Below are 23,203 nucleotides of genomic sequence, written 5' to 3'. Positions count from 1 at the left end.
CACTTGCAAAGCCAGGCTGCAATAAAGAAATGGGGTGAACGAAGTGTTCGTTCTGTCCCACCTTTCATACACAATCAATTCTTGTCCGTTCTATGATCACGATTAAAAAAGGGCTGGATCTGCCGATTCTGGGCACCCCCGCTCAGCATATCGAAGTCGCCCGACCGGTAACCAAAGTCGCGTTACTGGGTGATGATTACGTCGGGATGAAACCGACGATGCTGGTCGCCGAGGGCGACACGGTCAAGCTTGGTCAGCCACTGTTTACTGACAAGAAAACCGCTGGTGTGACGTTCACTTCGCCGGCTGCCGGCAAAGTGGTCGACGTCATTCGCGGAGCCAAACGGAAGTTTGAAGCGATCGTCATTGAAGTGAATCCTGATGCGGGTGAATCCGACCAGGTGACTTTTAACGTGGGCGACCTGGCTTCATTCGACCGCGAAAGGACGGCGGAGTTGCTTTCCGAGAGCGGTCTATGGACCTCGCTTCGCACACGTCCTTACGGCAAGGTACCTGCCGTTGGTTCGGTGCCCAGTTCGATCTTCGTGCAAGCGATCGACACCAACCCTTTGGCAGCTTGCCCGGTGGTTGCGATGGCTGATCGCCGCGAAGAGTTCCGCATTGGTTTGTCGGTTTTGACGAAGTTGACCGATGGGCTGGTTCACGTTTGTAAGCAGAGTGGAGCAGAGATTCCTGGTGACGCCGTTGATGGGGTGAAAGTCACTGAGTTCGGCGGTCCTCACCCAGCCGGTTTGGTCGGCACTCACATTCACCAGTTGGATCCCGTCGGACCGCACAAGACGGTTTGGTACTTGGGCTACCAAGATGTGATCGCGATTGGCGCGTTGTTTAACACGGGACGTTTGGACGTTCGCCGAGTGATTTCGCTGGCCGGTCCATTGGTTGGCAAGCCTCGTTTGCTGGAGACACGCGTCGGTGCCAGCGTTGATGAATTGATTGCGGGCGAATACGACGAATCGGTCAAGATTCGGTCCATCAGCGGATCGGTTTTTCACGGCCGCATTGCGACGGAACCCCACAATTTCTTGGGTCGTTATCACAGCCAGATTTCAATCATCGAAGAAGGGGACGAGCGTGAATTCCTGGGCTGGCAGAAGCCCGGATTTGACAAGTTTAGCGTCACCCGCGTGTTTGCCTCGGCGATGTTCCCCGGACAGAAGTTTGCTTTCAGCAGCACGACCGCTGGCAGCAAGCGAGCGATGGTGCCCTTGGGGACTTACGAAAAAGTCATGCCGTTGGACATCATGCCAACGCAGCTGTTGCGTGCATTGATTGTTCGCGATACCGATCAAGCTCAAGACTTGGGCGCTTTGGAGTTAGAAGAAGAAGATTTGGCACTGTGCACGTTTGTTTGCCCTGGCAAGTACGAGTACGGATCATTGCTTCGCGAAAACTTGACCACCATTGAACGCGACGGTTGATCGTCGCCTTGCATTTTGCGTTGGTCGCCTGCACGTGGCGTCTTGATCGCAAACCGACCATTCAAATGTTTGCCGCCGATGGGTGGCAGCAAAATCACTGACAGGAACCGTTTAACCGGCAATCTGACCAATGAAAGCACTTCGCGCTGCTCTGGACAAAGTCCATCCGCTGTTCGCCAAAGGCGGACCGCTGCAGATCGCGTACCCGATGTACGAGGCGTTAGATACGTTTTTGTACACGCCGGGAGAGGTCGCACATGGGAACACCCATGTGCGAGACAACATCGATTTGAAGCGGATGATGATCACCGTGGTGATGGCGCTCGTGCCAGCCACTTTATTCGGCATGTGGAATGTTGGGCACCAAGCCAACTTGACGATTGAAAAAGTCAAGGCGGCCAACGAGGTCTACCAGGGTGATTGGCACAACGCCATTCACAACTGGGTGGGCTTCACCAACGATGCGGCCAGCATTGGCGACTGCATGGCATTGGGATTGATTTACTTCCTGCCGATCTACATCGTGACGATGTTTGTCGGCGGTCACATTGAATTAGTCTTCAGTATGCTGCGTGGCCACGAGATCAATGAAGGCTTCTTGGTCACCGGCTTGCTGTTTCCGCTGACATTGCCGCCCACGATCCCGCTTTGGCAAGTCGCCTTGGGGATCGCCTTTGGCGTCATCATTGCCAAGGAGGTCTTCGGTGGAACCGGCAGGAACTTCCTCAATGTGGCCTTATCCGCGCGGGCCTTCCTGTACTTTGGTTACTCCAGCGAAATCAGCGGAAACCAAGTCTGGACGGCTGTCGATGGATTCAGCGGCGCCACCGCCCTGGGGCAGATGGCAAACGCGCAGGCGGTCGGCGAGGGTGGCGGATTTGCAGTCAAATCGCTTACCAACATCAGCCATGCTTTTGGAACCGCTGATCCGATCACTTGGACCAGTTCAATCTCCTGGATGGATGCCTTTGTCGGCAATATTCAGGGCTGTATCGGCGAGACCAGCGCGTTGATGTGCCTGGTCGGTGCTGGCATCTTGATCGCCGCCGGAATCGGATCCTGGCGAGTCATGCTGGGCGTGTTGCTTGGTGTGACCGGGACCGCACTGCTGTTAAACGGTGTCACCACCGGTGTCAGTAACCCAATGACGCACATTCCGTTCTACTGGCACTATGTGACGGGTGGATTGGCGTTCGGACTGGTCTTCATGGCGACTGATCCGGTCAGTGCCTCGATGACTGACAAAGGAAAATGGATCTATGGCGGGCTGATCGGTTTCATGACCGTACTGATTCGTTGTATCAACCCGGCGTATCCAGAGGGCATCATGTTGGCCATTTTGTTTGGCAACGTCTTCGCTCCATTGATCGACTATTTCGTCGTTGCCGTCAACGTTCGCAGGAGGAAAGCACGTTATGTCACAACGTGAATCTAATGCACAGACTTTTGTTGTTGCGACCGTGCTATGCGTGGTTTGCTCGCTGTTCGTCAGCGGCGCTGCGGTGGCACTGAAAGAACGTCAAGCGGCCAACGCGCTGCTCGACCAGCAAAAGAATATCCTTGATGCCGCCGGTCTGGCAAAAGGCCAGTACGGTGTCACTGCCAGTGGTTTGACCACTGATCAGATCAAAGACTTGTTTAAGCAAGTCACACCGTACATCGTCGATTTAGACACAGGCGAGTTCGTGACGGATGTCAACGGACTGGATGTCGACAACTACGATCCCCGTGAAGCAGTCAATTCGCCTGACTTACGCGAAGACATCGTGAACCCCGAGTTCAATCCGGGTGAAAAGTTTCGCGAAAAGTACGCCAAGGTGTACGTCGTCAGCGATGCGAAGACGAAAGAGTTTCAGCAGATCGTGTTGCCTGTCTACGGGAAAGGCCTGTGGTCGACCCTGTACGGCTACTTGGCTCTGAAGAAGGATCTCAACACGATCCAGGGTTTGACCTTCTACAAGCATGGTGAGACTCCAGGCTTGGGCGGCGAAGTGGACAACCCAAGCTGGAAACTGCAGTGGGAAGGCAAAACACTGTACAACCCCGAAGGCGTGCCAGCTGCTGGTCTCGCCAAGGGAACTGCCCCCCTGGGCAATAAGTATGAGGTCGATGGCCTGACTGGGGCCACGATCACAAGCCGCGGTGTCACCAATTTGATCCGCTACTGGGCCAGCGATGACGCTTACAAGCTGTTCCTGACCCACATTAAAGAACATGGAATCGACACGCCAAAAGCGGGGTCTTAAGTCATGGCTGAACAAACAACAAAGAAAGTCCTGGTCGAACCGCTGGTCGACAACAACCCCATCGCGTTGCAGATCCTTGGGATTTGTAGTGCGTTAGCGGTCACGACCAAGATGGAAACGTCGGTCGTGATGTCGATCGCTGTGATCGCGGTCACCGCCTTCAGTAACTTGGCGGTCAGTGCCATTCGGACCTATATCCCCAGCAGCATTCGGATCATCGTTCAGATGACCGTGATCGCATCGCTGGTGATCGTGGTCGACCAGTTTTTGAAAGCGTTCCTGTACGACATCTCGAAACAACTGTCGGTCTTCGTCGGTTTGATCATCACAAACTGTATCGTGATGGGGCGAGCGGAAGGTTTTGCGATGAAGAACAAACCCGGAATCAGTTTCTGGGACGGTGTTGGCAACGGGATGGGCTACGGCTTCGTTCTGCTGTTCGTCGCGTTCTTCCGCGAACTGCTCGGCAATGGATCGATCTTCGGTGCAACCGTGTTCAAGTTAACCAAAGATGGTGGCTGGTATGAGCCAAATAACTTGATGCTATTGCCCCCCAGTGCGTTCTTCTTGATCGGAATTCTGATCTGGTTGATTCGCAGTTTCAAACCCGAACAGAACGAAGAAGCCTAAGGAAGAAGTCATGGAATTGATCATTCAAGATCACTTAAGCATCTTTATGAAGGCTGTCTTCGTAGAGAACCTCGCGCTGGCGTTCTTCTTGGGAATGTGTACATTCCTGGCCATTAGTAAGGACGTCAAGACAGCCCTCGGTCTGGGCGTCGCGGTCATCGCGATCGAAGCCATCACGGTACCAGCGAACCAGCTGATCAGCAGTCTGTTCCTGAAGAAAGGAGCCATGACGTGGGTCAATGACTTGCTCAAAGTTCCCACTGACATGGTTAATTTCGCCGAAGTTGATCTCAGCTTCCTCGCGTTCATCAGCTTCATTGGTGTGATTGCGGCGATGGTTCAGATCTTGGAAATGTTTTTGGATAAGTTCGTTCCCACGCTGTACAACACGCTGGGGATCTTCTTGCCTCTGATCACGGTGAACTGTGCCATTTTGGGTGCTTCGCTGTTCATGCAGGAACGAACGATGACCTTTCCACAGTCCTGCACCTACGGATTGGGATGCGGTGTTGGCTGGGCACTGGCGATCGTGGCCTTGGCCGGTATCCGCGAGAAGATGAAATACAGTGATGTACCACCGGGACTTCGCGGTTTAGGCATTACCTTCATCACTGTCGGCTTGATGGCTTTGGCGTTCATGTCCTTCAGCGGCATTCAGCTTTAAGCCCGGCGGTTGGATTCGTCTGGCTTTTGATGTTACCCGGCTTTTGTTTCTCAGAGCACTGAACTTGGCGTCGCTGTTAAAGCCTGTTCAGTCACCTAAAATGCGACAGCTAACCTAGCGATTTAACATGCAAACGATCATTCTTGGCATTGTCATGTTCACCCTTGTCATTCTGGCATTGGTGGCAGTGATTTTGTGGGCCAAAAAGTTGCTGGTCGCCTCAGGGCCAGTCAAGATCACGATCAACAACCAAAAAGAAGTTGAAGTGCCTGCCGGTGGCAAGCTGTTGGGAGCCCTGGCAGATGCCGGTGTGTTCGTCTCCAGTGCTTGCGGCGGCGGCGGTACCTGTGCCCAGTGCAAAGTCAAAGTCCTTGACGGTGGCGGCGAGATTCTGGCAACCGAAACCGGTCACATCAACAAGAAGGAAGCCGCCGAAGGCGAGCGACTTTCCTGTCAGGTGGCGGTCAAGCAAGACATGGAAGTTGAGGTTCCGGCGGAAGCATTTGACACCAAGAAATGGGAATGCACCGTCCGAAGTAACGAAAACGTCGCGACCTTCATTAAAGAGTTCGTGCTCGAACTCCCCGAAGGCGAAGAGGTTGACTTCAAAGCCGGTGGTTACATTCAAATCGAATGCCCACCGCACACCGTCAACTACAAAGACTTTGAGATCCAGGAAGAGTATCACGAAGATTGGGATCGGTTCGACATCTGGCGATTTGTCTCCAAGGTCGACGAACCCGTCGTGCGTGCTTACTCCATGGCAAACTACCCCGGCGAAAAAGGCATCATCATGCTGAACGTGCGTGTTGCCACGCCACCGCCGCGGAATCCAGAGTTTCCACCCGGCAAGATGAGTAGCTTTATCTTCAGCTTAAAGCCTGGCGATCATGCAACCATTAGCGGCCCGTACGGTGAGTTCTTCATCAAGGAAACGGACGCCGAAATGGTTTACATCGGTGGTGGTGCCGGGATGGCTCCGCTACGCAGCCATATCTTTGAACTGTTCAAACGCCAGAAGACCGATCGTAAGGTCAGTTACTGGTACGGTGGACGGAGCATGCGAGAATTGTTCTACGTTGATCACTTCCGTGGCATCGAAGAAGAGTTCCCGAACTTCAAGTTCAACATCGCGTTGTCTGATCCCATGCCGGAAGACAACTGGGAAGGTTACGTCGGCTTCATTCACCAAGTCTTGCTGGACAATTACTTGAGCAAGCACCCCGCACCCGAGGACATCGAATACTACATCTGTGGTCCACCGATGATGAACCAAGCCGTGTTCAAAATGCTCGATGACCTGGGTGTTGAACCTGAGAATATCGCATACGATGACTTTGGTGGCTGATCCGGCCTTTAGGTTTTAATCATGCACAGCTCACTCATGCGGTCGACTTTCGGGTCGACCGTTGCTGTTTTAGCACTGCTCGTTTTCCGTCCGCCAGCTGACGCACAGCCGCAGCCCGCCCTCGGTACGGACAGTCAGTCGATTCGCCAATTCGACGGCCAGACAATGGGCACGACATATATGGTCAAAGTCGTTGGCGGCGAATCCGTTGACGATGAAACCATTCGGCTTTCGGTCGACGCGGAACTGCGTGCCGTCAATGACGAGATGTCGACGTACCTGCCGTCTTCTTTGTTGTCCAAATTCAATCAATCAAAGTCCACCGATTGGATTGATGTCAACGCCAACGTGGTCGACGTGGTGCGCTATGCTCAGCAGGTGTCCAAGGCAACCGATGGAGCGTTTGATGTGACCGTTGGTCCGTTGGTCAACGCCTGGCATTTTGGTCCAGACGAAAAGACAAATCAGATTCCCAGCGATGAAGCCATCGCCACACTGCTGCAACAAGTGGGCTATGAAAAGCTTTCCTATCGCGAGGATCCGCCGGCATTGAAAAAGTCGGTGGCTGAATTGCAAGTCGACCTCTCTTCGATTGCCAAAGGCCATGGAGTGGATCGTGTCGTGGATCGGTTGGCGGGACTGGGCCTCGAAAACGTCTTTGTCGAAATTGGCGGCGAAGTCCGAACGTCTGGATCGAAACCGGACAAGCCTTGGGCTGTTGGGATTCAAATGCCCGACGCTGCGTCCAACACGGTGCTGATCGCGCATGCGATGAAGCCAGAGAGTTCGCAAACCTCGATGGCGACTTCCGGTGATTATCGGATTTTCTACGTCGTGGATGGCAAGCGATATTCGCACACCATTGACCCCAGGACTGGACGACCGGTTGAACACAGCATGGCTTCGGTCACCGTGGTTGCCGAAAACTGTATGGCGGCCGACGCGTGGGCGACGGCGATTAACGTCGTCGGCCCCGATCAGGCAATTCAACTGGCTCAAACGAACGAACTGGGTGTCCTGACGGTGTGGCGTGAGGGCGATGATTACCTGTCGGCCGGAACCGGGACACTGGCCCAGTATGCCAAGGAAGTCGAGCCCAGTGCTGCCGGTGTTGCGAACGCCGATGAGGGGCAATCGTTCTTGTCCCAGATGATCCCCGTCGCCATTCTAACGGTTTGCGTCGTCGCGATTTTGCTGTTGGGAATGTCGGTTGGCGTGTTGTTTGGGCGTCGAGCGATCAGCGGTTCCTGTGGAGGTTTGGCCAGCAAGACGAACCCCGACGGCAGCAGCAGCTGTTCCCTGTGCAGCAGTCCTTCGGACGCCTGCAAAGAACTGCGTGACAAAATGGCCGAAAAGCAGAACGCCTCTTAAACAGGGCAACTGATTTCACAGCCAAGGTCGCGAAGCGCACCTTGGAGCAGTGGGCCGAATCAACCTCCCAGCGGCCTCGGTGTTCTCCATTCGGATTCAGGCAAACCGCTCAGAGAGCAGACGCCATCCTCTGCACAGGCGTTCGCCACAGGTTGCTCTACCAAACGTTGTCAGTGGCGCTGGCTCATTCAGCCAGCCCTCACTTGCCAAGGCCCCGTCTCATCGGTTGGGCGCACGTTGGGGCTTCACAGCGTGAACGTCATGCTGCTTGATCTGGCAGCGACGCCTAAGGTTTTCGTTCCGTTGACTCGATGACTTCATCAACCAGGAGCAGCGGTGAATAGTCCACTCCGCGCAAGATCACCGCTTGGTCTTGAGAATTGCCAAGACGATCGCGACTCATGACCAGTCGAAATTCAGCTCGGCGGGCGGAGCCTAGCTGTGGCTCCCTGGTGCCAGACTTGCCAGATCTCAATTGGCCGCGTCTGATCGCGATCATCCGCAACAGGCCGCCCCGGAGCCCGCGGAAGTGGTCGCGATAGCTTGGTTTCGCTCCACCGATGCGAGCAAGATTGAGGCCTAGAGTGACATCCAGGCGTTGTAGTGCGGCGAGTGCGTGTGTTCTCGCTGAATCACTTTCAGGCTTGTCGAGCTCAGCTTTAAGAGCCTCAAGCGCGGTCAGTCGAATGGAGGGAGCGGTTGGTAAGCGTTCGATCAATTGATTGGAGTCACCGTATGATAGCGATTTTCCGTAGTGCTCCAAAGTCCTGTGATCCGCCCGATCTAAAGCCATTGCGCTCACGACTGCCGTTTTGAGGAAGTTCGTGTCCAGCAGTTTGCTTTCTAGAACATCCAGGTCATCGGGCGTCCATTGGTTGATCGTCAACATCTTCCGAATCAGATTTAACGGAACCTGTATCGTACCGTTGATCACCAAGTGATCTGAAGTGGCCAATTCGATGGCTTGCTTCACGTTGCCACGGTCCATGCATTCGATGCACAGCAACTCTGGATCGAGACGGGCCAGCGGGTGCTGCAGAATCGAATCTGGCCTGCCGGTCGATTGGTCAGACGGCAGTGCACCGAGCTTGGCAATGTAATCTTTCAGTTCCTGTTTTACCTGGGAATTGCCATAGATGTAGCCAAACCAGCGATCCTTGGGATGGTACTCGCTAGAGAACTGCTCCATTGCGTGTCGATACTGAAGGTGTAACTCTGGCGCTGTCGTGATGACTGCGGTGTTTGTCGTGTCCCGTTTCCAGCGTATCTTGAAAGGGACGTTGCCGGGATGACTTGCTGGTGTCAGTTGGCGTTGGCGCACTTGTTTGATTTGCTTTGCGCGGACACGTTCAACATCCGGATGATGGTAGATGTCATTGGCAGCGCGGGCGACTTGCGCGGCCCGGATCTGCCACTGAATCGCAGCGATCGCCAGCAACGCCAGGCAGCCAATCGCAGGCGCTATGATTACGGCAAGGACGGTCCAGTCAGGTTTTGTCCATCGATTGAGCATCGTGATTGCCTCGCAAGGATGCGAACGGTCGGCAGGAGTGCCGTGATCGCAGAGGATGTGATTGCGAATGAAGGGGACGAATGATCTAGGGAGCGACACGTGTTGCCGGGCTAAGCGATTCCCATTGGCCGCCCCATAGCGATGACAGTCTCAAGAAGTCGGTGTCTTGGGAAGTCGTTCGTTCAGGGTTGGGCTGGAACGGTTGGTTGTTCTCCGCGGCGGTGATTTTCTGCAGCAGCTCCTTGTACATGAATTGCTGTAAACGGGGCTGGACCCAGTGGATCAGTTCAGCGGGGTAATTTTCTAGCGAAGGCGTCGGAAACAATCGGTCTCGTCCACCCAGGAACTGGTCCTGTCCCCCCAGTGATCTGTGGAACTGGCAATACAGCGCGTGCTTCCTGGCCTGAGCACGACTGCGGCGAGTGCCGATCGCTTCAACGAGTTCCGCGATCTCTTGGGTTTGGCGGCGCGAATCAAATTCAGGCTCCTGTAACGCCAACACCCAGAGCGCAGATAAGGCATCGGCGTCTGCCTGCGATTGCAACATGTCCGACCGACGCAAGCCGCCGATCATGCGGCCCGAGCCAACGACCCAAGGCTTCAGTTCGTCCCAGTTTTGATCAGCGGGTGCTGACAAGTATGCGGTGATCTTGTGTCCGCAAATGTCCAGCCACGACTGCACCAGGCTTGTCCGGGAAGTATTGGGCTGTGCGTAGGAGAAGGTTGAACTGCGGTACAGGCCTGAATCACTCAGCAGCGCGTGGTCGTTGGGAATCTGCAAGTCCGCGCGCAGGGCGTAGGCCGAAACTCTATCGCCTCTGGGAGCGCCGTTGAGTGAATCTTGGTCGGAATCACGTGGCTCCATCACGCTCATCGGCACCAGCTGTTTGTGCGATCGACGGCGCCTGAATTCACGCTGGCCGTTTTCAATGAAGCTTAACCGTTCGGCGTCTGTCATCCTGGGAGCAGACCTTACAGCGTTGATCGCAAAACCCGTCGGAACAAGGAAGATCAGGACGGCAAAGCTGCAGAGCAGAACCGTGCTAAGTTGGCGATCACCACCGTCCATGAATCGCCGCATCATCATGGCCGTTGCCAGGTACGGGAGGACAGCGAGCAGTCCAACCACCACAAACGGCGTGCCGACTTGAGGCATGAAGATCAGGCTAATGGTCAACAGGAATGCGATGATCGGTCCGCCAATCGAACTGATGAACAGGTTGCTGCTAAACTGGCTGAACCATTGGCACATGCCATAGGCCGTCAACACTAGCCCAAGCATTGCAATCGGCGATGCCGAGGCACCCCACTGCGCTGGGGACGAGGCGTACCAAAGACTGTAGCCTAAAAATAACGTGCAGATGATCGCCATCGGCACCGCGTGAATCGCTGCATAGGCTTGCAGGGGCGACACACCACGCTGGGAAAGGAAGCGGATGCTTTGCCGTCCGCTCGTGCCTTGGAACGAGAGCGAAGCGAGGCCAAAGAATGAGAGTCCCGCGATCATGACGGCGAAAGCGCGTGCCCCTTGCGCTGACGAATACTGAAGCAGGATGGCCAGTCCTAACGCGCCGACCACGATCGCATATTTCAAGCGGGCGCCCCAAATGATCTGCCAGACCATGGCGACAAAGCTTGAGCCGAAACGAGGGGTGGCGGCAACGGTGGTCGCGTGTGGAACCGCCGCAGCGTTCTCGCTGGCCAACCCGAATCGGGGCGCACCCAAGGGATTCAGAGCGCGGACGCCCAGTCCGTACATCAGTCCCGTCGCGATGACGGTCGCCCCAATCAGCATCGCTAGCAATGAAGTCGCTGAAGGCTCCTGTCCTTCGTTCGGATCAAAGATCGCCTGAGTGATCGCCCAGACAACAATCGGAAAGAAGATCGCGGCAATCAGTGCCACCAACGTCAGCACTTGATCGCGGATCCACCAGCCCACAAAGTATCCCGACGTCAACAGATACAGCGAACCGACTAGCAGAAGTTGAACAACGTTGGATCGATACAGATCCGCGACGAATGACTCGGTGGTCTGCATCGCGCTTTGCTGAACCCGTTCCGTAAACGTTACACCAGTCAAGGCCGCCATCGTCAGGCTGATGATCCAGATCGCGACCAGAGAGATCAAACCCACCAGCCATTTCGTGGTAATGATGCGGTTCGCACTGATTGGCAAGGTTCGCAGCCAATACATGCTCTTGGTGGACCATTCCTGGCTGACCAGCATGGGCCCCGCGCCGATGGCAAACAACATGGGCATCAGTAGGATCAAGTGTCCCGAAAAGTTCGGCGGTTGGGATGTCGCCAGCAACTCGACCACTTGCTGAAACACAATCATCGCTAGCGTCAGCGAGACCAGTAAAACGAGCAGCGGTTTCAGTTGGCGAATCTCCTTCCAAATCAACCAGTGATTCGCTGAGTGACCCGCTGGGGAAACCGCTGCACGGGGCGTGGAAACTTTGGGCGTGAGTGGCACGTCGGTGGCCATGGTGTGACCTGTGTGTGAGTGATGACGGCAGTGCAAGAAACGCAAACGGGACGGGGATACGAGGCACTAGCGACTGCTCGCCCACAGTGCGTCGTGTGTTTCTGTGTCCCCTAATTCCTGCTCATCGTAAGGCTTGGTGTGTTGGCCGAACGATGGGCCATCGTCCGTGGTGCAGGCAACAAAGATCTCTTCCAGCGTCGCTTGCCGATGATTGACCGAGACGACGCCCGAGAGGTCGCGCAGTTGGGCCATGTCGTTGGGCTGAGAGTCCTGGAGATACATTTGCACCGACCGGCCAGAGCGTTCTTCAGAGAGTACCTCGGCGCCGCTGGAAAACGTTGGAATCGTTCGCAACGGGTCGTCCAGATTGATCGTCACCTGCTGGATGCTCGCGCGAATCGTATCCAGTGCACCCACGAGGCGAATCTTTCCTTGGTGCAAGATTGCGATGTGATCGGCGACCCGTTCGACTTCATTGATCTGGTGGCTCGAAAGGAGAACCGTTCGTCCGGTGGCGGCCCGGTCAATCATGGACTCTAGAAAATTTCGACGCACCTTGGGGTCCAGGCCAGACGTTGGTTCGTCCATGATCAACAGTTCCGGGTCATGAGCCAACGCCAGCGACAAAGCAACCTTCGCACGCTGTCCCTTTGATAAGTGCTTGACCTTTTGGTCCATCTGAATCTGGTATCGCTTGCACAGGTCTTCGTAAGTGGGCCAGAATGAGTTTTCATAGAATGATCCCGCAAAGCCACCGATCTGAGAAACCGTCATCCAGTCATACAGCGGTGGGGAGTCGCTGACATAACCGATGCGGCGACGGATCTGCTGGGCGTCCCGTGTTGGATCCAGTCCACAGGCTCGGCACGTTCCCGACGTCGGTTTTTGAAACCCCGTCAGAATCCGAATCATGGTCGTTTTGCCTGCACCGTTTTCACCCAACAAGGCAAACACGGTCCCAGCGGGGATGGTCAAGTCAACGCCTCGCAACGCATGGCAGCGCCGAAATCGCATGGTCAGTTGGCTGATGTCGATGATCGGATCCATGAGCTTGTCTCCCGGTTATGAATAGAAAAGACTGGGCTTGGTGGAAAAAGGCAAAAAAGGGACGGCTTGCGGAGTTAGTCAGCGGACTGACCGTTCGTTGAGTCCGCGGATGATTGCAACGCAGTCGGTGTGCGCTGCGCCAGATCATCGAGATGCGATTGCACGTAGCTTTCGATCTGAGTGCGGCTGAGGCCAGCGTTCCAGGCTTCGGTCATGATCGCACCGATCCGTTCGTTGACCACCATTTCGCGATCCTTGCGGCAATGCTTGGGCGCTTGCTCGCAGACCACCATGCCGCGTCCTCGCAACGCTTCGATCACTCCGTCGGTTTGCAATTGATTGAAAGCACGGGAAACCGTGTTTGGATTCAAAGCCACCTGCTGGCTAAGCATTCGAACGCTGGGCAAGAGTTGTCCGGGCCTTAACGTTCCAGACGCAATCGCGAACTTGATTTGTCTGACGAGTTGCAAATAAATCGCCGTATCGCTGTGGACATCGATCGAAAAGTACATGGCATTGCCTGTCGGTGTTCTGGAGTACCAGTGTGCTAGGTGCGTAGTACACCAGCCAGGTGAGTCAGGTCAAGCTTTTTTTCAAAAAATTGGTCGCCTCCCCAAAGCCGTTGCATTGCCGCGCTAGTCCCCAATGGAATCCCGCACCTTTCAACGTCGGGTGCGTGCAAGCACGGCAACCTACAGGCTGCGTTTAACTTGGTGCGTGCGGGCACCCCGCAGGGCGGTGATGGAATACAATGTGTTTCCTCCCCATCACGCTTCTTTTACTGGAACTGTGTCGCCACTGTCTGCTATGCGGTCTCTACCTTTCTACCCCAAGCCTTTTGATGCTTCGAAGTTTGTTTATTGTTTGTTTCGGGTTCCTGCTTCAGGTGACGTTGATCAACGTTGTTTCTGCGCAGGCTGCTGAGGTTCAAAGCGGTGCAGCGACTCAATCCGCCAAAGCGAAGAATGTCTTGTTCATTGTCTGTGACGACTTGAACACGCATGTGCAGCCGGCTGGCTATTCTCCGATCACCACGCCAACCTTGTCGGGGCTGGCTGCCCAATCGCTGACGTTTACGCATGCGTTTTGCCAGTATCCCGTTTGCGGCCCCTCCCGAGCGTCAATGCTATCCGGGCTGTACCCGCAGTCTTCCGGTGTACTGAATAATACGGACGATATTCGTCGTCAGCGTCCCGGGACGGTCACTCTGCCACAGCACTTTAAAGAGCACGGTTACTGGACCGGCTGTGTTGGCAAGGTCTTTCACAGCCCCAGGCATGAACATGGCAATGTGGCTTGGAACGAGTTTCATCGTTTTAGCAATGATGAATTGCCCGTGGTGACGCAAGCGCGGCTAGCCTTTGAAGCAGACAATGGTTCGGTCGAAGACCCCAAGAACCGCCGCCGATGGCGCGAGATCCAGAAACAGGTGGCGGCCAAGCTAGACGCTCAAACACCGCCAGGTTACGGGCCCAGCGGGTTGCAGGACGATCAGCACAAGGACGGCAAGAATGCGCGGCAGGTTGCCAAATGGTTGACCGACGATGCCTTTGGTGACAAGCCATTCTTCATTGCCTGCGGGATTCAAAAGCCGCACGTGCCGTTTCTGGCGCCCCAGAAATACTTCGACATGTACCCACCGGAAAAGATTGAATACACAGCGGATCGTAGAAATTTGTGGGACAGTCTTCCCAAGTCGGCGATCAGCAAACGCTATGAAGCGTTCGGGTTTGAGCTGGGCGTCGAAAACGATGCGCTGCGACGCGAGTACATGCAGGCCTATCACGCGTGCATCTCTTTCATTGATGCACAGTTGAGCATCGTCGTCAACGCTTTAAAAGACAGTGGTCACTGGGAGGATACGATCATTGTGTTTACCAGTGATCATGGTTATCACTTGGGCGATCACTTTTTGTGGGGCAAGGTGACCTTGTTTGACATTGGTGCCAAGGTGCCGTTTATCATTCGAGTGCCCGGGTCCACTCAGGGCGGGACCAAGAGTCAAGCGATGGTAGAGTTGATCGATGTTTATCCGACGCTCAGTGATTTGGCCGGGTTGCCATTGCCAGCGCATTTGCAAGGCCGTTCGCTGCGTCCCCTGCTTGCCGATCCAGTGCGGACGGGGCAAACGAAGTTCGCCTACAGTGTTGTCAGTCGCGGTCCAAAGCTCGGTTACGCGATCCGCAATCAGCGTTGGCGGTATGCCAAGTGGCCCGATGGCGAGGAGTTGTATCATCTGACGCGTGATCCAATGGAAAAGCACAATCTGGCCGGCAAAGAGCATGTCAGCGAGCGTCTGTTGGAGATGCGTGAAGTCCTGGCACAGCGGCAAAGGGAAGCTGCCGCGCGGCGCAATCAAACGCAGTCGGTTCAGCCGTAACCGTTTCCCAAGCTCGCAAAACACGACTCCGAGTCGTACACCCCTATCCTGTTTCTCATCGAATTTCGCCATGGTTGATCCAATGACAAAGCTATTCTCCTGCATCGCTACGGGGTTGCTTCTGCTGATGAATTCATGGTGCTCTGCTCAGCAACAGGGTCCCGGCATGCGCTCGATTCCTCACTGGGGAATGGCCTTTGATTTGGCTGGCGACTGTGAGTTCATTGCGGAAAGCGGCAAGTTATCCATCGTTGTGCCTGGCTCTGCGAAGCCACATGGGCTGAGTCCCAGTTTAGGCAGCGATAAGGCACCGCGTGTTTTGCAGAGCGTTCGGGGTGACTTTACCGTGACGGTACGCGTTGACGGCACGTTCGAACCGACGAAGGAATCGACACAGCGTGCGCGGATCGGATACAACGGTGCGGGGCTATTGGTGATGGCAGATGAACGCAATTTTGTGCGAATTGAGCGTGCCGGTTTACATCGCCCCAATGGCAGCGAGGCTGACTTCATCAATTTTGAAATGCACGTTGATGGAAAACTGCAGCGTTATGGTTTGCCAAAAGATTTCCCAACCGATGGCAGCAAGCCCACTTGGCTGAGGCTTGAACGAAAGGGCGATGTGATGCTCGGATCGATGAGCCATGACTTAGAGACCTGGCATGCAGGAGAGCCCAAGAAGCTAATCGCCGAGGCATGGCGAAACGAAGAGGCCTTAGTGGGCGTCGTGGCCATCAGCAATTCGCGAATTCCGTTTCGTCCGAGCTACTCAAGCTTGTTGATTAAACGGGACAATCGATCGGTCGTGCAAGACCCCAGTGTCAAGCCGGTCGCAAAGCCAGCAAGTCCGGGGTCTCGGCTGCGATTTATAGATCGCTTGCGTTTGAGAGTCCGTCGCTAGTTTAGGCTTGTTGATTGAGCGTCCTCGGTGTGCGTGTCAACTTCATCGGTGCGTGCAATCACGGCACCCTGCGAACTGGCAACTCAGCCTGCGGGATGATTAGCAGTGCTCTGCCAGAGCCTTTGCTGTCAGGCTGACGTCTTGCGAATGGCTGATCAACTGTTGCGGCGTTCCGGAGGCAACAATTGATCCTCCCTTGTCGCCGCCGCCGGGGCCAAGGTCGATGATGTGATCTGCAGAGAGCATTAGTAAGGGATTGTGTTCGATCACGATCAGTGAATGGCCGTCGTGAATCAGCGCGTCCATGCAGTCGACCAGTCGCACCAAGTCATCGTCATGCAGTCCGGTCGTTGGTTCATCCATCACAAACAGCGTTCGCTTGCGTGAGCTGGATGCCAAGAACTCCGCCAGCTTCAATCGTTGTCCCTCGCCACTGGATAATGTGGAAGCGGACTGGCCGAGGCTAAGGTAGCCCAGCCCGACGTCCAGCATGCGCTGCAGTTTTGTTTGCACTTTTTCCGCGCCGCGAAAAAATTCGAACGCTTCGGCGGCACTCATGTTCAGCGCGTCGGCAATCGATCGGTCACGATAAGTGGCTTTCAGGATGTCGCCTCGATACCGAGTGCCGCGGCATTCAGGGCAGCGCATTTGCACGTCGGCCAGGAAGTGCATGTCGACTTGCAGCACACCGGCACCTTCGCATTCGGGGCACTGGCCCTTGGCATTGTTAAAGGTAAAGTGGCTGGCGGTCAGCCCGCGTCGTTGGGCTTCACCGGTTGCGGCAAAGACCTTGCGAATCGGATCAAAGACCTTCAGGAACGTTGCCGGGCAGCTGCGCGGTGAGCGGCTGATGGGCGATTGATCAACGGCGATGCATTGTTGAATCTGCCCGACTCCGGTGAGCGATTGGTAGGGCAGGCAGGGCAGGGTGGTTTGTTTCTTGCGAGTCTGAATCGCGGGCAGCAGGGTGTCCACGACCAGTGAGCTCTTGCCGCTTCCCGAAACACCAGAGACCACACAGAGCACGCCCAGTGGGAATGCCACATCGACCGACTGAAGGTTGTGGCCGCTGGCGCCTTTGAGTACCAATTCGGCAGTGGATTCACGCGGCGAGTGTGACCGCAGCGTTTGTCCGCGATCGCGTCGCAAGTACATGCCGGTCAGGCTAGTCTTGCTCTTGGCGATCTGCTTGGGAGTGCCTTGAAAGACGACCTCACCGCCACCGACTCCCGCACCTGGCCCAATTTCTACCACCTGATCGGCCGCGCGAAGCATCTGCTCGTTGTGTTCGACAACGATCACGGTATTGCCACGATCACGCAAACCATGAACGCAGTCGATCAGCGGAGTCACATCACTGGGGTGGAGTCCAGCGGTGGGCTCGTCAAGAACGTACAACATATTGACCAGGCTGCCGCCGAGCGCGGCCGTTAACGCCACCCGCTGAGTCTCACCGCCAGAGAGCGTTCGCAACGGTCGTTCAAGTTGCAGGTACCCCAGGCCAACCGACTGCAGGTAGCCCAGTCGATCGCGGATCTGCCGCAATGGTTCAGCTGCGATTTGTTGCTCGCGCGATTCGATCTCCGTGCGATCCAGAAAGCTGGCCGCTTGGTCCGCTGTCATCGCAAACAGGTCGGCAATGGTTTTGCCTTGCAAGCGATACGCCAACACACTTGGCTTGTAGCGTTTGCCATCACAGACGTCACAGGTTCGGTAGCTGCGATAGCGAGACGCAAAGACACGCACGTGCATCTTGTATTTTTTGCGATCAAGCCACTTGAAGAAACCGCTTAGCCCGCCGAACTGACGTGCGGGTACACCCTCGTGGATGAGTTGAAGGTGTTTCTTTTTGAGCTTGCGATACGGGATGTCAACGGGGATGTCGTAATCATCGGCCAGTTCCAGCAGTTCTTCGCGTTCATGGGAATAGGACGGCGTGTTCCATGGTTCGATGGCGCCTTCTGCAAGCGTTTTGTCCTTGTTCGGGACGATCAAATCCATGTCAAAGTCAATCAATTCACCAAAGCCTTCGCACTGAAAGCAGGCACCGAGTGGATGATTGAAGTTAAACAAGCGCGGCACGGCATCCGGGTAATCCAAATCGCAAGCGTCACAGCGCCGTTGTTCGCTGATGATTTGCTGTTGCCAGGTTTGATCATCGATCGAGACCAAGCGATCGCCCTGATTGACTTCGGCGTCCTTGCTATCGTTCTCATCGAGTTCAGTTCGATTGCCGCCAATTCGATGGTCTTCAGTCAGGCCGCTCGGTGACAGTGAAAGGATCGTGGCGCGTCCGTGCCCTTCGCCCATCGCGGTCTCCAGGGATTCCGTCAATCGCGCCAAGTCCGTGCTGGCGGAAACGCGATCGACAATCACGGTTGCTTCGACGCCCTCGCGCTTGATTGCTCCAGCGAGCGTCTTTCGATCCGAGTCAGTCAGGTGATACGTTCGCTGGCCGAGAATGAGTCGCTGATAGCCGTCTTGCTGCAAGCCCAACAGGATCTCGCCGCCAGCGGTTCGGTCGGGCAACCAAATCGGAAATCCAATCATGTGCCGCGAGCCACGCCCTTGTAGCTGCGCGGCGACTTCGGAGGGATCGTCTGCCCGGACCAGTCGCCCGCAACGGTAACAGGACAGGGTCGCCGCTTTGGCGTATAGCAAACGCAGGTGGTCTGCGATCTCGGTCGCTGTGCCAACTGTGCTGCGATTGGTTTTCGAGCCGCCTTGTCGCGTGACAGCGATCGCCGGTGGGATGCCCGTGATGGAATCGCAGTCAGGTTTATCCAGCCGCGCCAGGAATTGCCGTGTGTATGCCGTGAAGCTTTCGATGTACGCGCGCTGGCCTTCAGCGTACAGCGTGTCCAGAGCCAGCGAAGTCTTGCCGCTGCCGGACAGACCACACAGGGCGATCATCTTGCCGCGCGGTAAGTCCAGGTCGATCGACTTTAAATTGTGCACTCTGCACCCGCGGACCGAAATCGTGTCTTGCGCAGTCAGTGCGGTGCTCTTGGTTGCAGATCTCTTGCGTGCCACTGCCGGGTGTCCGTCTTCAGGAAATGGATGGTCGCGTCAGTGTAAGGCGACGTGGTGGCTGGCACCATGAACCCTTGGGGGGCTAGACGCTGTTTTTTGATCCAGGCGTGGTTTCATCAGTCCGTCATGGCCCTTTGGGTCGCTCTCTGTCGAATTCGCCGTTGGCGATTGGGCCGCTGGTCTCCGCTCGTGGTCAAGCGGCAAATGCCTGGGCACCATCGCTGCTGGCTGTCTGTTAATCCCCCGAACCGACAAAAAACGCCTAGAGTTACGGTCGAGTTGTTTCTCTGCCTGTCGCAGGAACCCGAAAGTCGAGCTAAAATGAACCGCGGAGTCCACACGCGGCAAACACTTGTTGGCCGGGAATCACCACAGTGAGCCGGTGCAAATGTCGATCCTGGTTCAGTGCTCAAGCCAAAACACGGCGGAATCGTCGCGGTCAGGCTGCGGGTCGTGGCGTCCCCAAAGGTCGATCCAATGCAGATCGTTCCGCTTGCGGTTGCCAGTGTGTCTTCCAATCAATCGAATTCGCGTGTGCAGATGGATGCTGCCAAGCGATCGATCTCGTCTCATCAAAGTTGTCTAACCAGCGAAAAAGGCCCTCCATATGAGCCAAGTCAGTCAAGACTATCCAGACCTACTGTTGCGACGCGGTACCATCAGCCTGGATCAGCTCTCCGAAGCCGAAGGCGTTGCCAGAGAGCAGGGCCTTGACGTCGGTGAAATCTTGGTGCAGATGGAATATGCCTCGCCCGAGCAGGTGACCTCGGCGATGGCCGAGTTTCACAAAATCCCCTTTGTTGACCTTCGCGAGCACCGAATTCCCGACGAAGTCATCGAATTGGTCCCCGAAGCGGTCGCGCGCGAAAACCTAGTGCTGCCCTTTAGCAACGAAGACGGCGCACTGCAGATTCTGATCTCCAACCCCTTCGATCTGGAGACCATCGAAAAGCTGCGATTCATCCTGAACCGGAAAATCGAAACCGCACTGGCCCCCAAAGAGGCGATTCAGGGGGCGATTCACCATTATTACGGGCAGATTGAAGGTGAATCGGCTGACTCGATCCTGCAAGAATTCACCGACACCGCCATCGACTTCACCGAAACCTCCGGGATGGAAACCGAGGAAGCGGACGATAACGACGACTCGGCAGCGCCCGTGATTCGGCTGGTCAACCTGATGATCCAAGAAGCCGTTCAGTTGCGGGCCAGTGACATTCACGTCGAGCCGTTTGAAGATCGCATTCGAATTCGCTATCGAATTGATGGCGTCTGTGTGGAGCGGGAAAGTGCCCCCCGGCGGATGCTCTCCGCATTGATCGCCCGCATCAAGATTCTGTCCAAGATCGACATCTCCGAAAAACGACGCCCCACTGATGGGCGGATCAAAATCACCGTCGGTGACAAGCAGCTTGACCTTCGCGTCAGCATCATTCCCACCAACCACGGCCAGTCCTGTGTGATGCGGGTCCTGGATAAAGACAACATCAAAGTGGGGGTGAGGCAGCTCGGTTTGAGTCAACGCGATTACCGAACCTTCAACTCGCTCATTCGTCGGCCCAACGGGATCATTTTGGTCACCGGGCCCACGGGGTCTGGAAAGACCACCACGCTGTATGCGGCGATGAACTCGCTGAACCGGCCCGACCGCAAGATCATTACGGCCGAGGACCCCGTTGAATATTACCTGCCGGGGATCAACCAGGTCGAAGTTCGGCACAGCATCGGACTGGACTTCGCGCTGATTATTCGAAGTATGTTGCGGCAAGCCCCAAATATCATCCTCGTCGGCGAAATGCGAGATGAGGAGACAGCTTCGATGGGAATCCAGGCGTCTTTGACAGGACACCTGGTATTCAGTACACTACACACGAACGATGCGCCCAGTGCTGTGAGCAGGATGGTGGATATTGGAGTGCCCGGTTACATGGTCGCCAGCTCGGTGATCGCGATCCTGGCTCAGCGTTTGGTGCGGACGATTTGCCCTCGCTGCAAGGTTCGCTACCAGCCCTCCGAAGCGGTGATTGCCGATTCGCAAATGCCGCCGGAGATGGTTGAGCAAGCAGAATTCTCGCGCGGCAAAGGCTGCCCGTATTGTGCTCGCAGTGGCTACCGCGGACGGATCGGGATTTACGAGTTGATGATCATCAATGGCAAGATTCGCGAACTGATGTTCGCCGGCGCCGATACCAACACGCTGCGAGTTGAGGCGATAAAATCCGGGATGTCGACGCTTTATGCCGATGGCATGCTGAAGGTGATCCGTGGCGTGACAACCTTTGACGAGGTGAACCGGGTGGCCAAGCGAACCGAGCAAGAAGAGCTGGCGATGAATCACTTGGTCAAAGATTTGGACTCGCTCTAAGCCCGTCGCATCGCTTGGCTGCGCGGCTTGTGTGGGATCTGCCGCTGGCAGCAAACAGGCTGGCCTTGCCGGCGGAGCGAGTCGGATTGGCTGTTGTCCTGCACCGCGGGGCAAAGGCCGAAGGGACCGAGTTCAAACCGGGCCAGCCAGCGAGCGTTTGCAGGCCTGGCAGAGGGGGGTAAGTGATTGTGTGGCGGATCGATTGGGTCCGTTTTTTGAAGTTTTCCAGCAGCCGTGTGATAATGGCTGCACCGGGAGCCAGATCGGCTCTCCTTTTCCTCTTCTTTTCATCACCAATGGCCTACTGTACATCCTCCGGTATCGGTCTAGCCCGAAGCGGTCCGATTCAGCCACCTCGCTGTGTACCTCGCTGGCGACCTCAGCCTGTATTTCAGCGGAGTGTTAATGCGGTGCTACCGTTTTGCAGCGGCGCTCGGTTTTTGGCTGCTCCGCTGGGGCCGAATCCAGCGATCGGGCCAGCCCCGAAGGATTCTGGGCGCGGCTTGCTGATTGGCCGGGGGGACACGGTTGCGACCGAGAAGGGATTCGGTAGCATTCCCCACGAAACAACCTTTGGAAAGACGCTGAGGTAATTTGGAATGGCTGGGATCCTAATTGACAAACTGTTGCAAGCTGCTGTGAAGCAGGGTGTCAGCGACATTCACATTGTCGTGGGGCAACCACCGGTGTTTCGCTTGCATGGTCGCATGCGAAAACTGGAAACCAAAACGCTTGAAGGCGAAGACGCAGTGGCGTTGATGAAGTCGATCACGCCTGAACGTTGCCAGCGTGAATTGCAAGAGTCCGGTAGTGCTGACTTTGGTTTTGCCTTTGGCGAACTGGCTCGTTTTCGGGTCTCGGTTTTCAAGCAGCGCGGTTTCATTTCCATGGTGCTGCGTCAGATTCCCAATGACAAGCTGACTCCGGAACAACTGGGCCTGCCCGATTCGGTGGTCAAGATGGTGCACCGGCCTCGCGGCTTGTTCTTGGTCACCGGTCCGACCGGTTCCGGGAAATCGACCACGCTGGCGAGTCTGATCAACTTGCTCAATGAAACGATCGATCACCACATCATCACGATCGAAGATCCGATCGAGTTTTACCACGACCATAAAATGAGCACGATCAACCAGCGTGAAGTTGGTGTGGACGTGCCCAGTTTTTCCGAAGCCATTCGGCGTGCATTGCGACAAGACCCCGACGTGATTCTGGTCGGTGAGTTGCGTGACTTGGAAACCATCGAAGCGGCGATCAGTGCTGCGGAAACGGGACACGTGGTCTTTGGCACGCTGCACACCAACAGCGCTCAGGGGACGGTCAACCGGATCATTGATGCTTTCCCCGGGAACTTGCAGGACCAAATTCGGACTCAGTTGGCCAGTACCTTGATCGGTGTGGTCGCTCAGACCCTGCTGCCTCGCGTCGGTGGCGGTCGTTGTGCGGCTTACGAAGTCTTGGTGGTCACCCCCGGTGTCTCCAACTTGATTCGTGAAAACAAGACCTTTCGGATCAATAGTGCCATGCAGACTGGAGCAAAGTTTGGCATGCAGCTGATGGACGATGCTTTGTTTAACCACTGGAAAGCAGAGACCGTTTCCATTGAAGATGTCTTGGCAAAAGCTCATCGCCCGGATGACTTGGCCAAGCGAATCGTCCAGGCTCGCAAAGGCCTTGCCGATGTATCGTCGCCGGTCGGCGATGACGATAACGCTCGCTGATTCAACAAACAACTTTGACGCAAGACGCATTTAGACACCTTCTCCTCCCTAAGACAG

16 protein-coding genes are annotated in these 23,203 nt (G+C 55.6%); 11 read left to right on the top strand and 5 right to left on the bottom strand.

The window, feature by feature from the left end; translation table 11 throughout:
* Positions 1-92 precede the first annotated feature (92 nt).
* From SV7mr_RS13075 to SV7mr_RS13045, 7 genes are all read left to right on the top strand, one after another.
* Positions 93-1,442 carry a Na(+)-translocating NADH-quinone reductase subunit A gene (locus SV7mr_RS13075; protein WP_145272709.1) on the top strand — a complete coding sequence of 450 codons (1,350 nt, stop codon included), beginning with the start codon at positions 93-95 and terminating at the stop codon, positions 1,440-1,442.
* A 130-nt stretch (positions 1,443-1,572) separates the two neighbouring features.
* Positions 1,573-2,871 carry an NADH:ubiquinone reductase (Na(+)-transporting) subunit B gene (locus SV7mr_RS13070; protein WP_145272706.1) on the top strand — a complete coding sequence of 433 codons (1,299 nt, stop codon included), beginning with the start codon at positions 1,573-1,575 and terminating at the stop codon, positions 2,869-2,871.
* A complete protein-coding gene (locus tag SV7mr_RS13065; protein WP_145272703.1) occupies positions 2,858-3,688 on the top strand; it encodes a Na(+)-translocating NADH-quinone reductase subunit C in 831 nt (276 codons plus the stop codon). Before SV7mr_RS13070 ends, SV7mr_RS13065 begins: the two co-directional genes overlap by 14 nt.
* A gap of 3 nt (positions 3,689-3,691) precedes the next feature.
* The gene (locus tag SV7mr_RS13060; protein ID WP_145272679.1) at positions 3,692-4,318 is read left to right on the top strand and encodes an NADH:ubiquinone reductase (Na(+)-transporting) subunit D; all 627 of its coding nucleotides are present in this window, start codon (positions 3,692-3,694) and stop codon (positions 4,316-4,318) included.
* Between the two features lie 10 nt (positions 4,319-4,328).
* Positions 4,329-4,982 carry an NADH:ubiquinone reductase (Na(+)-transporting) subunit E gene (nqrE, locus tag SV7mr_RS13055; RefSeq protein ID WP_145272676.1) on the top strand — a complete coding sequence of 218 codons (654 nt, stop codon included), beginning with the start codon at positions 4,329-4,331 and terminating at the stop codon, positions 4,980-4,982.
* A gap of 127 nt (positions 4,983-5,109) precedes the next feature.
* Positions 5,110-6,330 carry an NADH:ubiquinone reductase (Na(+)-transporting) subunit F gene (nqrF, locus tag SV7mr_RS13050; protein WP_145272673.1) on the top strand — a complete coding sequence of 407 codons (1,221 nt, stop codon included), beginning with the start codon at positions 5,110-5,112 and terminating at the stop codon, positions 6,328-6,330.
* A gap of 21 nt (positions 6,331-6,351) precedes the next feature.
* A complete protein-coding gene (locus SV7mr_RS13045; RefSeq protein WP_145272670.1) occupies positions 6,352-7,701 on the top strand; it encodes an FAD:protein FMN transferase in 1,350 nt (449 codons plus the stop codon).
* 286 nt (positions 7,702-7,987) lie between these two features.
* On the opposite strand, the gene SV7mr_RS13040 is transcribed toward SV7mr_RS13045, so the two are convergent.
* The 4 genes from SV7mr_RS13040 to SV7mr_RS13025 all read right to left on the bottom strand — a co-directional run bounded on the left by SV7mr_RS13040 (position 7,988) and on the right by SV7mr_RS13025 (position 13,261).
* The gene (locus tag SV7mr_RS13040) at positions 7,988-9,214 is read right to left on the bottom strand and encodes a hypothetical protein (RefSeq protein WP_145272667.1); all 1,227 of its coding nucleotides are present in this window, start codon (positions 9,212-9,214) and stop codon (positions 7,988-7,990) included.
* Positions 9,215-9,299: 85 nt separating this feature from the next.
* On the bottom strand, positions 9,300-11,702 hold the full coding sequence (locus SV7mr_RS13035; RefSeq protein ID WP_145272664.1) for an ABC-2 transporter permease: 2,403 nt from the start codon (positions 11,700-11,702) through the stop codon (positions 9,300-9,302).
* Positions 11,703-11,768: 66 nt separating this feature from the next.
* On the bottom strand, positions 11,769-12,749 hold the full coding sequence (locus SV7mr_RS13030) for an ABC transporter ATP-binding protein (RefSeq protein ID WP_145272661.1): 981 nt from the start codon (positions 12,747-12,749) through the stop codon (positions 11,769-11,771).
* Positions 12,750-12,823: 74 nt separating this feature from the next.
* On the bottom strand, positions 12,824-13,261 hold the full coding sequence (locus SV7mr_RS13025; protein WP_145272658.1) for a GntR family transcriptional regulator: 438 nt from the start codon (positions 13,259-13,261) through the stop codon (positions 12,824-12,826).
* Positions 13,262-13,590: 329 nt separating this feature from the next.
* Between SV7mr_RS13025 and SV7mr_RS13020 the strand changes: the two genes are divergently transcribed.
* Together SV7mr_RS13020 and SV7mr_RS13015 are read left to right on the top strand one after the other, a co-directional pair.
* Entirely contained in the window at positions 13,591-15,129 is a 1,539-nt protein-coding gene (locus tag SV7mr_RS13020) for a sulfatase (protein WP_419187340.1), read from the top strand.
* An 82-nt stretch (positions 15,130-15,211) separates the two neighbouring features.
* Entirely contained in the window at positions 15,212-16,030 is an 819-nt protein-coding gene (locus SV7mr_RS13015) for a DUF1349 domain-containing protein (RefSeq protein ID WP_145272652.1), read from the top strand.
* A gap of 99 nt (positions 16,031-16,129) precedes the next feature.
* Here SV7mr_RS13015 and uvrA read toward each other — a convergent pair whose 3' ends face one another.
* Positions 16,130-19,063, bottom strand: coding sequence for an excinuclease ABC subunit UvrA (gene uvrA, locus SV7mr_RS13010; protein ID WP_145272649.1), 2,934 nt, complete (start codon positions 19,061-19,063; stop codon positions 16,130-16,132).
* A 607-nt stretch (positions 19,064-19,670) separates the two neighbouring features.
* Here uvrA and SV7mr_RS13005 point away from each other — a divergent pair.
* Both SV7mr_RS13005 and SV7mr_RS13000 read left to right on the top strand, forming a co-directional pair.
* On the top strand, positions 19,671-21,428 hold the full coding sequence (locus tag SV7mr_RS13005; RefSeq protein WP_145272646.1) for a GspE/PulE family protein: 1,758 nt from the start codon (positions 19,671-19,673) through the stop codon (positions 21,426-21,428).
* Between the two features lie 599 nt (positions 21,429-22,027).
* The gene (locus SV7mr_RS13000; protein ID WP_145272643.1) at positions 22,028-23,146 is read left to right on the top strand and encodes a type IV pilus twitching motility protein PilT; all 1,119 of its coding nucleotides are present in this window, start codon (positions 22,028-22,030) and stop codon (positions 23,144-23,146) included.
* Positions 23,147-23,203: the final 57 nt, after the last annotated feature.

Source organism: Stieleria bergensis (assembly GCA_007745635.1).
GTDB lineage: Bacteria > Planctomycetota > Planctomycetia > Pirellulales > Pirellulaceae > Stieleria > Stieleria bergensis.
Note: the sequence above shows the minus strand (reverse complement) of the source record. Positions and strands in the feature narration are given on the sequence as shown.

Bases quoted from the DNA above. Each gene is read 5' to 3' on its own strand.
- SV7mr_RS13025 (WP_145272658.1), bottom strand. From the start codon at position 13,261: ATGTACTTTTCGATCGATGTCCACAGCGATACGGCGATTTATTTGCAA.
- SV7mr_RS13030 (WP_145272661.1), bottom strand. From the start codon at position 12,749: ATGGATCCGATCATCGACATCAGCCAACTGACCATGCGATTTCGGCGC.
- SV7mr_RS13045 (WP_145272670.1), top strand. From the start codon at position 6,352: ATGCACAGCTCACTCATGCGGTCGACTTTCGGGTCGACCGTTGCTGTT.
- SV7mr_RS13005 (WP_145272646.1), top strand. From the start codon at position 19,671: ATGAGCCAAGTCAGTCAAGACTATCCAGACCTACTGTTGCGACGCGGT.
- SV7mr_RS13040 (WP_145272667.1), bottom strand. From the start codon at position 9,214: ATGCTCAATCGATGGACAAAACCTGACTGGACCGTCCTTGCCGTAATC.
- SV7mr_RS13020 (WP_419187340.1), top strand. From the start codon at position 13,591: ATGCTTCGAAGTTTGTTTATTGTTTGTTTCGGGTTCCTGCTTCAGGTG.
- nqrF (WP_145272673.1), top strand. From the start codon at position 5,110: ATGCAAACGATCATTCTTGGCATTGTCATGTTCACCCTTGTCATTCTG.
- SV7mr_RS13075 (WP_145272709.1), top strand. From the start codon at position 93: ATGATCACGATTAAAAAAGGGCTGGATCTGCCGATTCTGGGCACCCCC.
- nqrE (WP_145272676.1), top strand. From the start codon at position 4,329: ATGGAATTGATCATTCAAGATCACTTAAGCATCTTTATGAAGGCTGTC.
- SV7mr_RS13035 (WP_145272664.1), bottom strand. From the start codon at position 11,702: ATGGCCACCGACGTGCCACTCACGCCCAAAGTTTCCACGCCCCGTGCA.
- SV7mr_RS13015 (WP_145272652.1), top strand. From the start codon at position 15,212: ATGACAAAGCTATTCTCCTGCATCGCTACGGGGTTGCTTCTGCTGATG.
- SV7mr_RS13065 (WP_145272703.1), top strand. From the start codon at position 2,858: ATGTCACAACGTGAATCTAATGCACAGACTTTTGTTGTTGCGACCGTG.
- SV7mr_RS13070 (WP_145272706.1), top strand. From the start codon at position 1,573: ATGAAAGCACTTCGCGCTGCTCTGGACAAAGTCCATCCGCTGTTCGCC.
- SV7mr_RS13060 (WP_145272679.1), top strand. From the start codon at position 3,692: ATGGCTGAACAAACAACAAAGAAAGTCCTGGTCGAACCGCTGGTCGAC.
- SV7mr_RS13000 (WP_145272643.1), top strand. From the start codon at position 22,028: ATGGCTGGGATCCTAATTGACAAACTGTTGCAAGCTGCTGTGAAGCAG.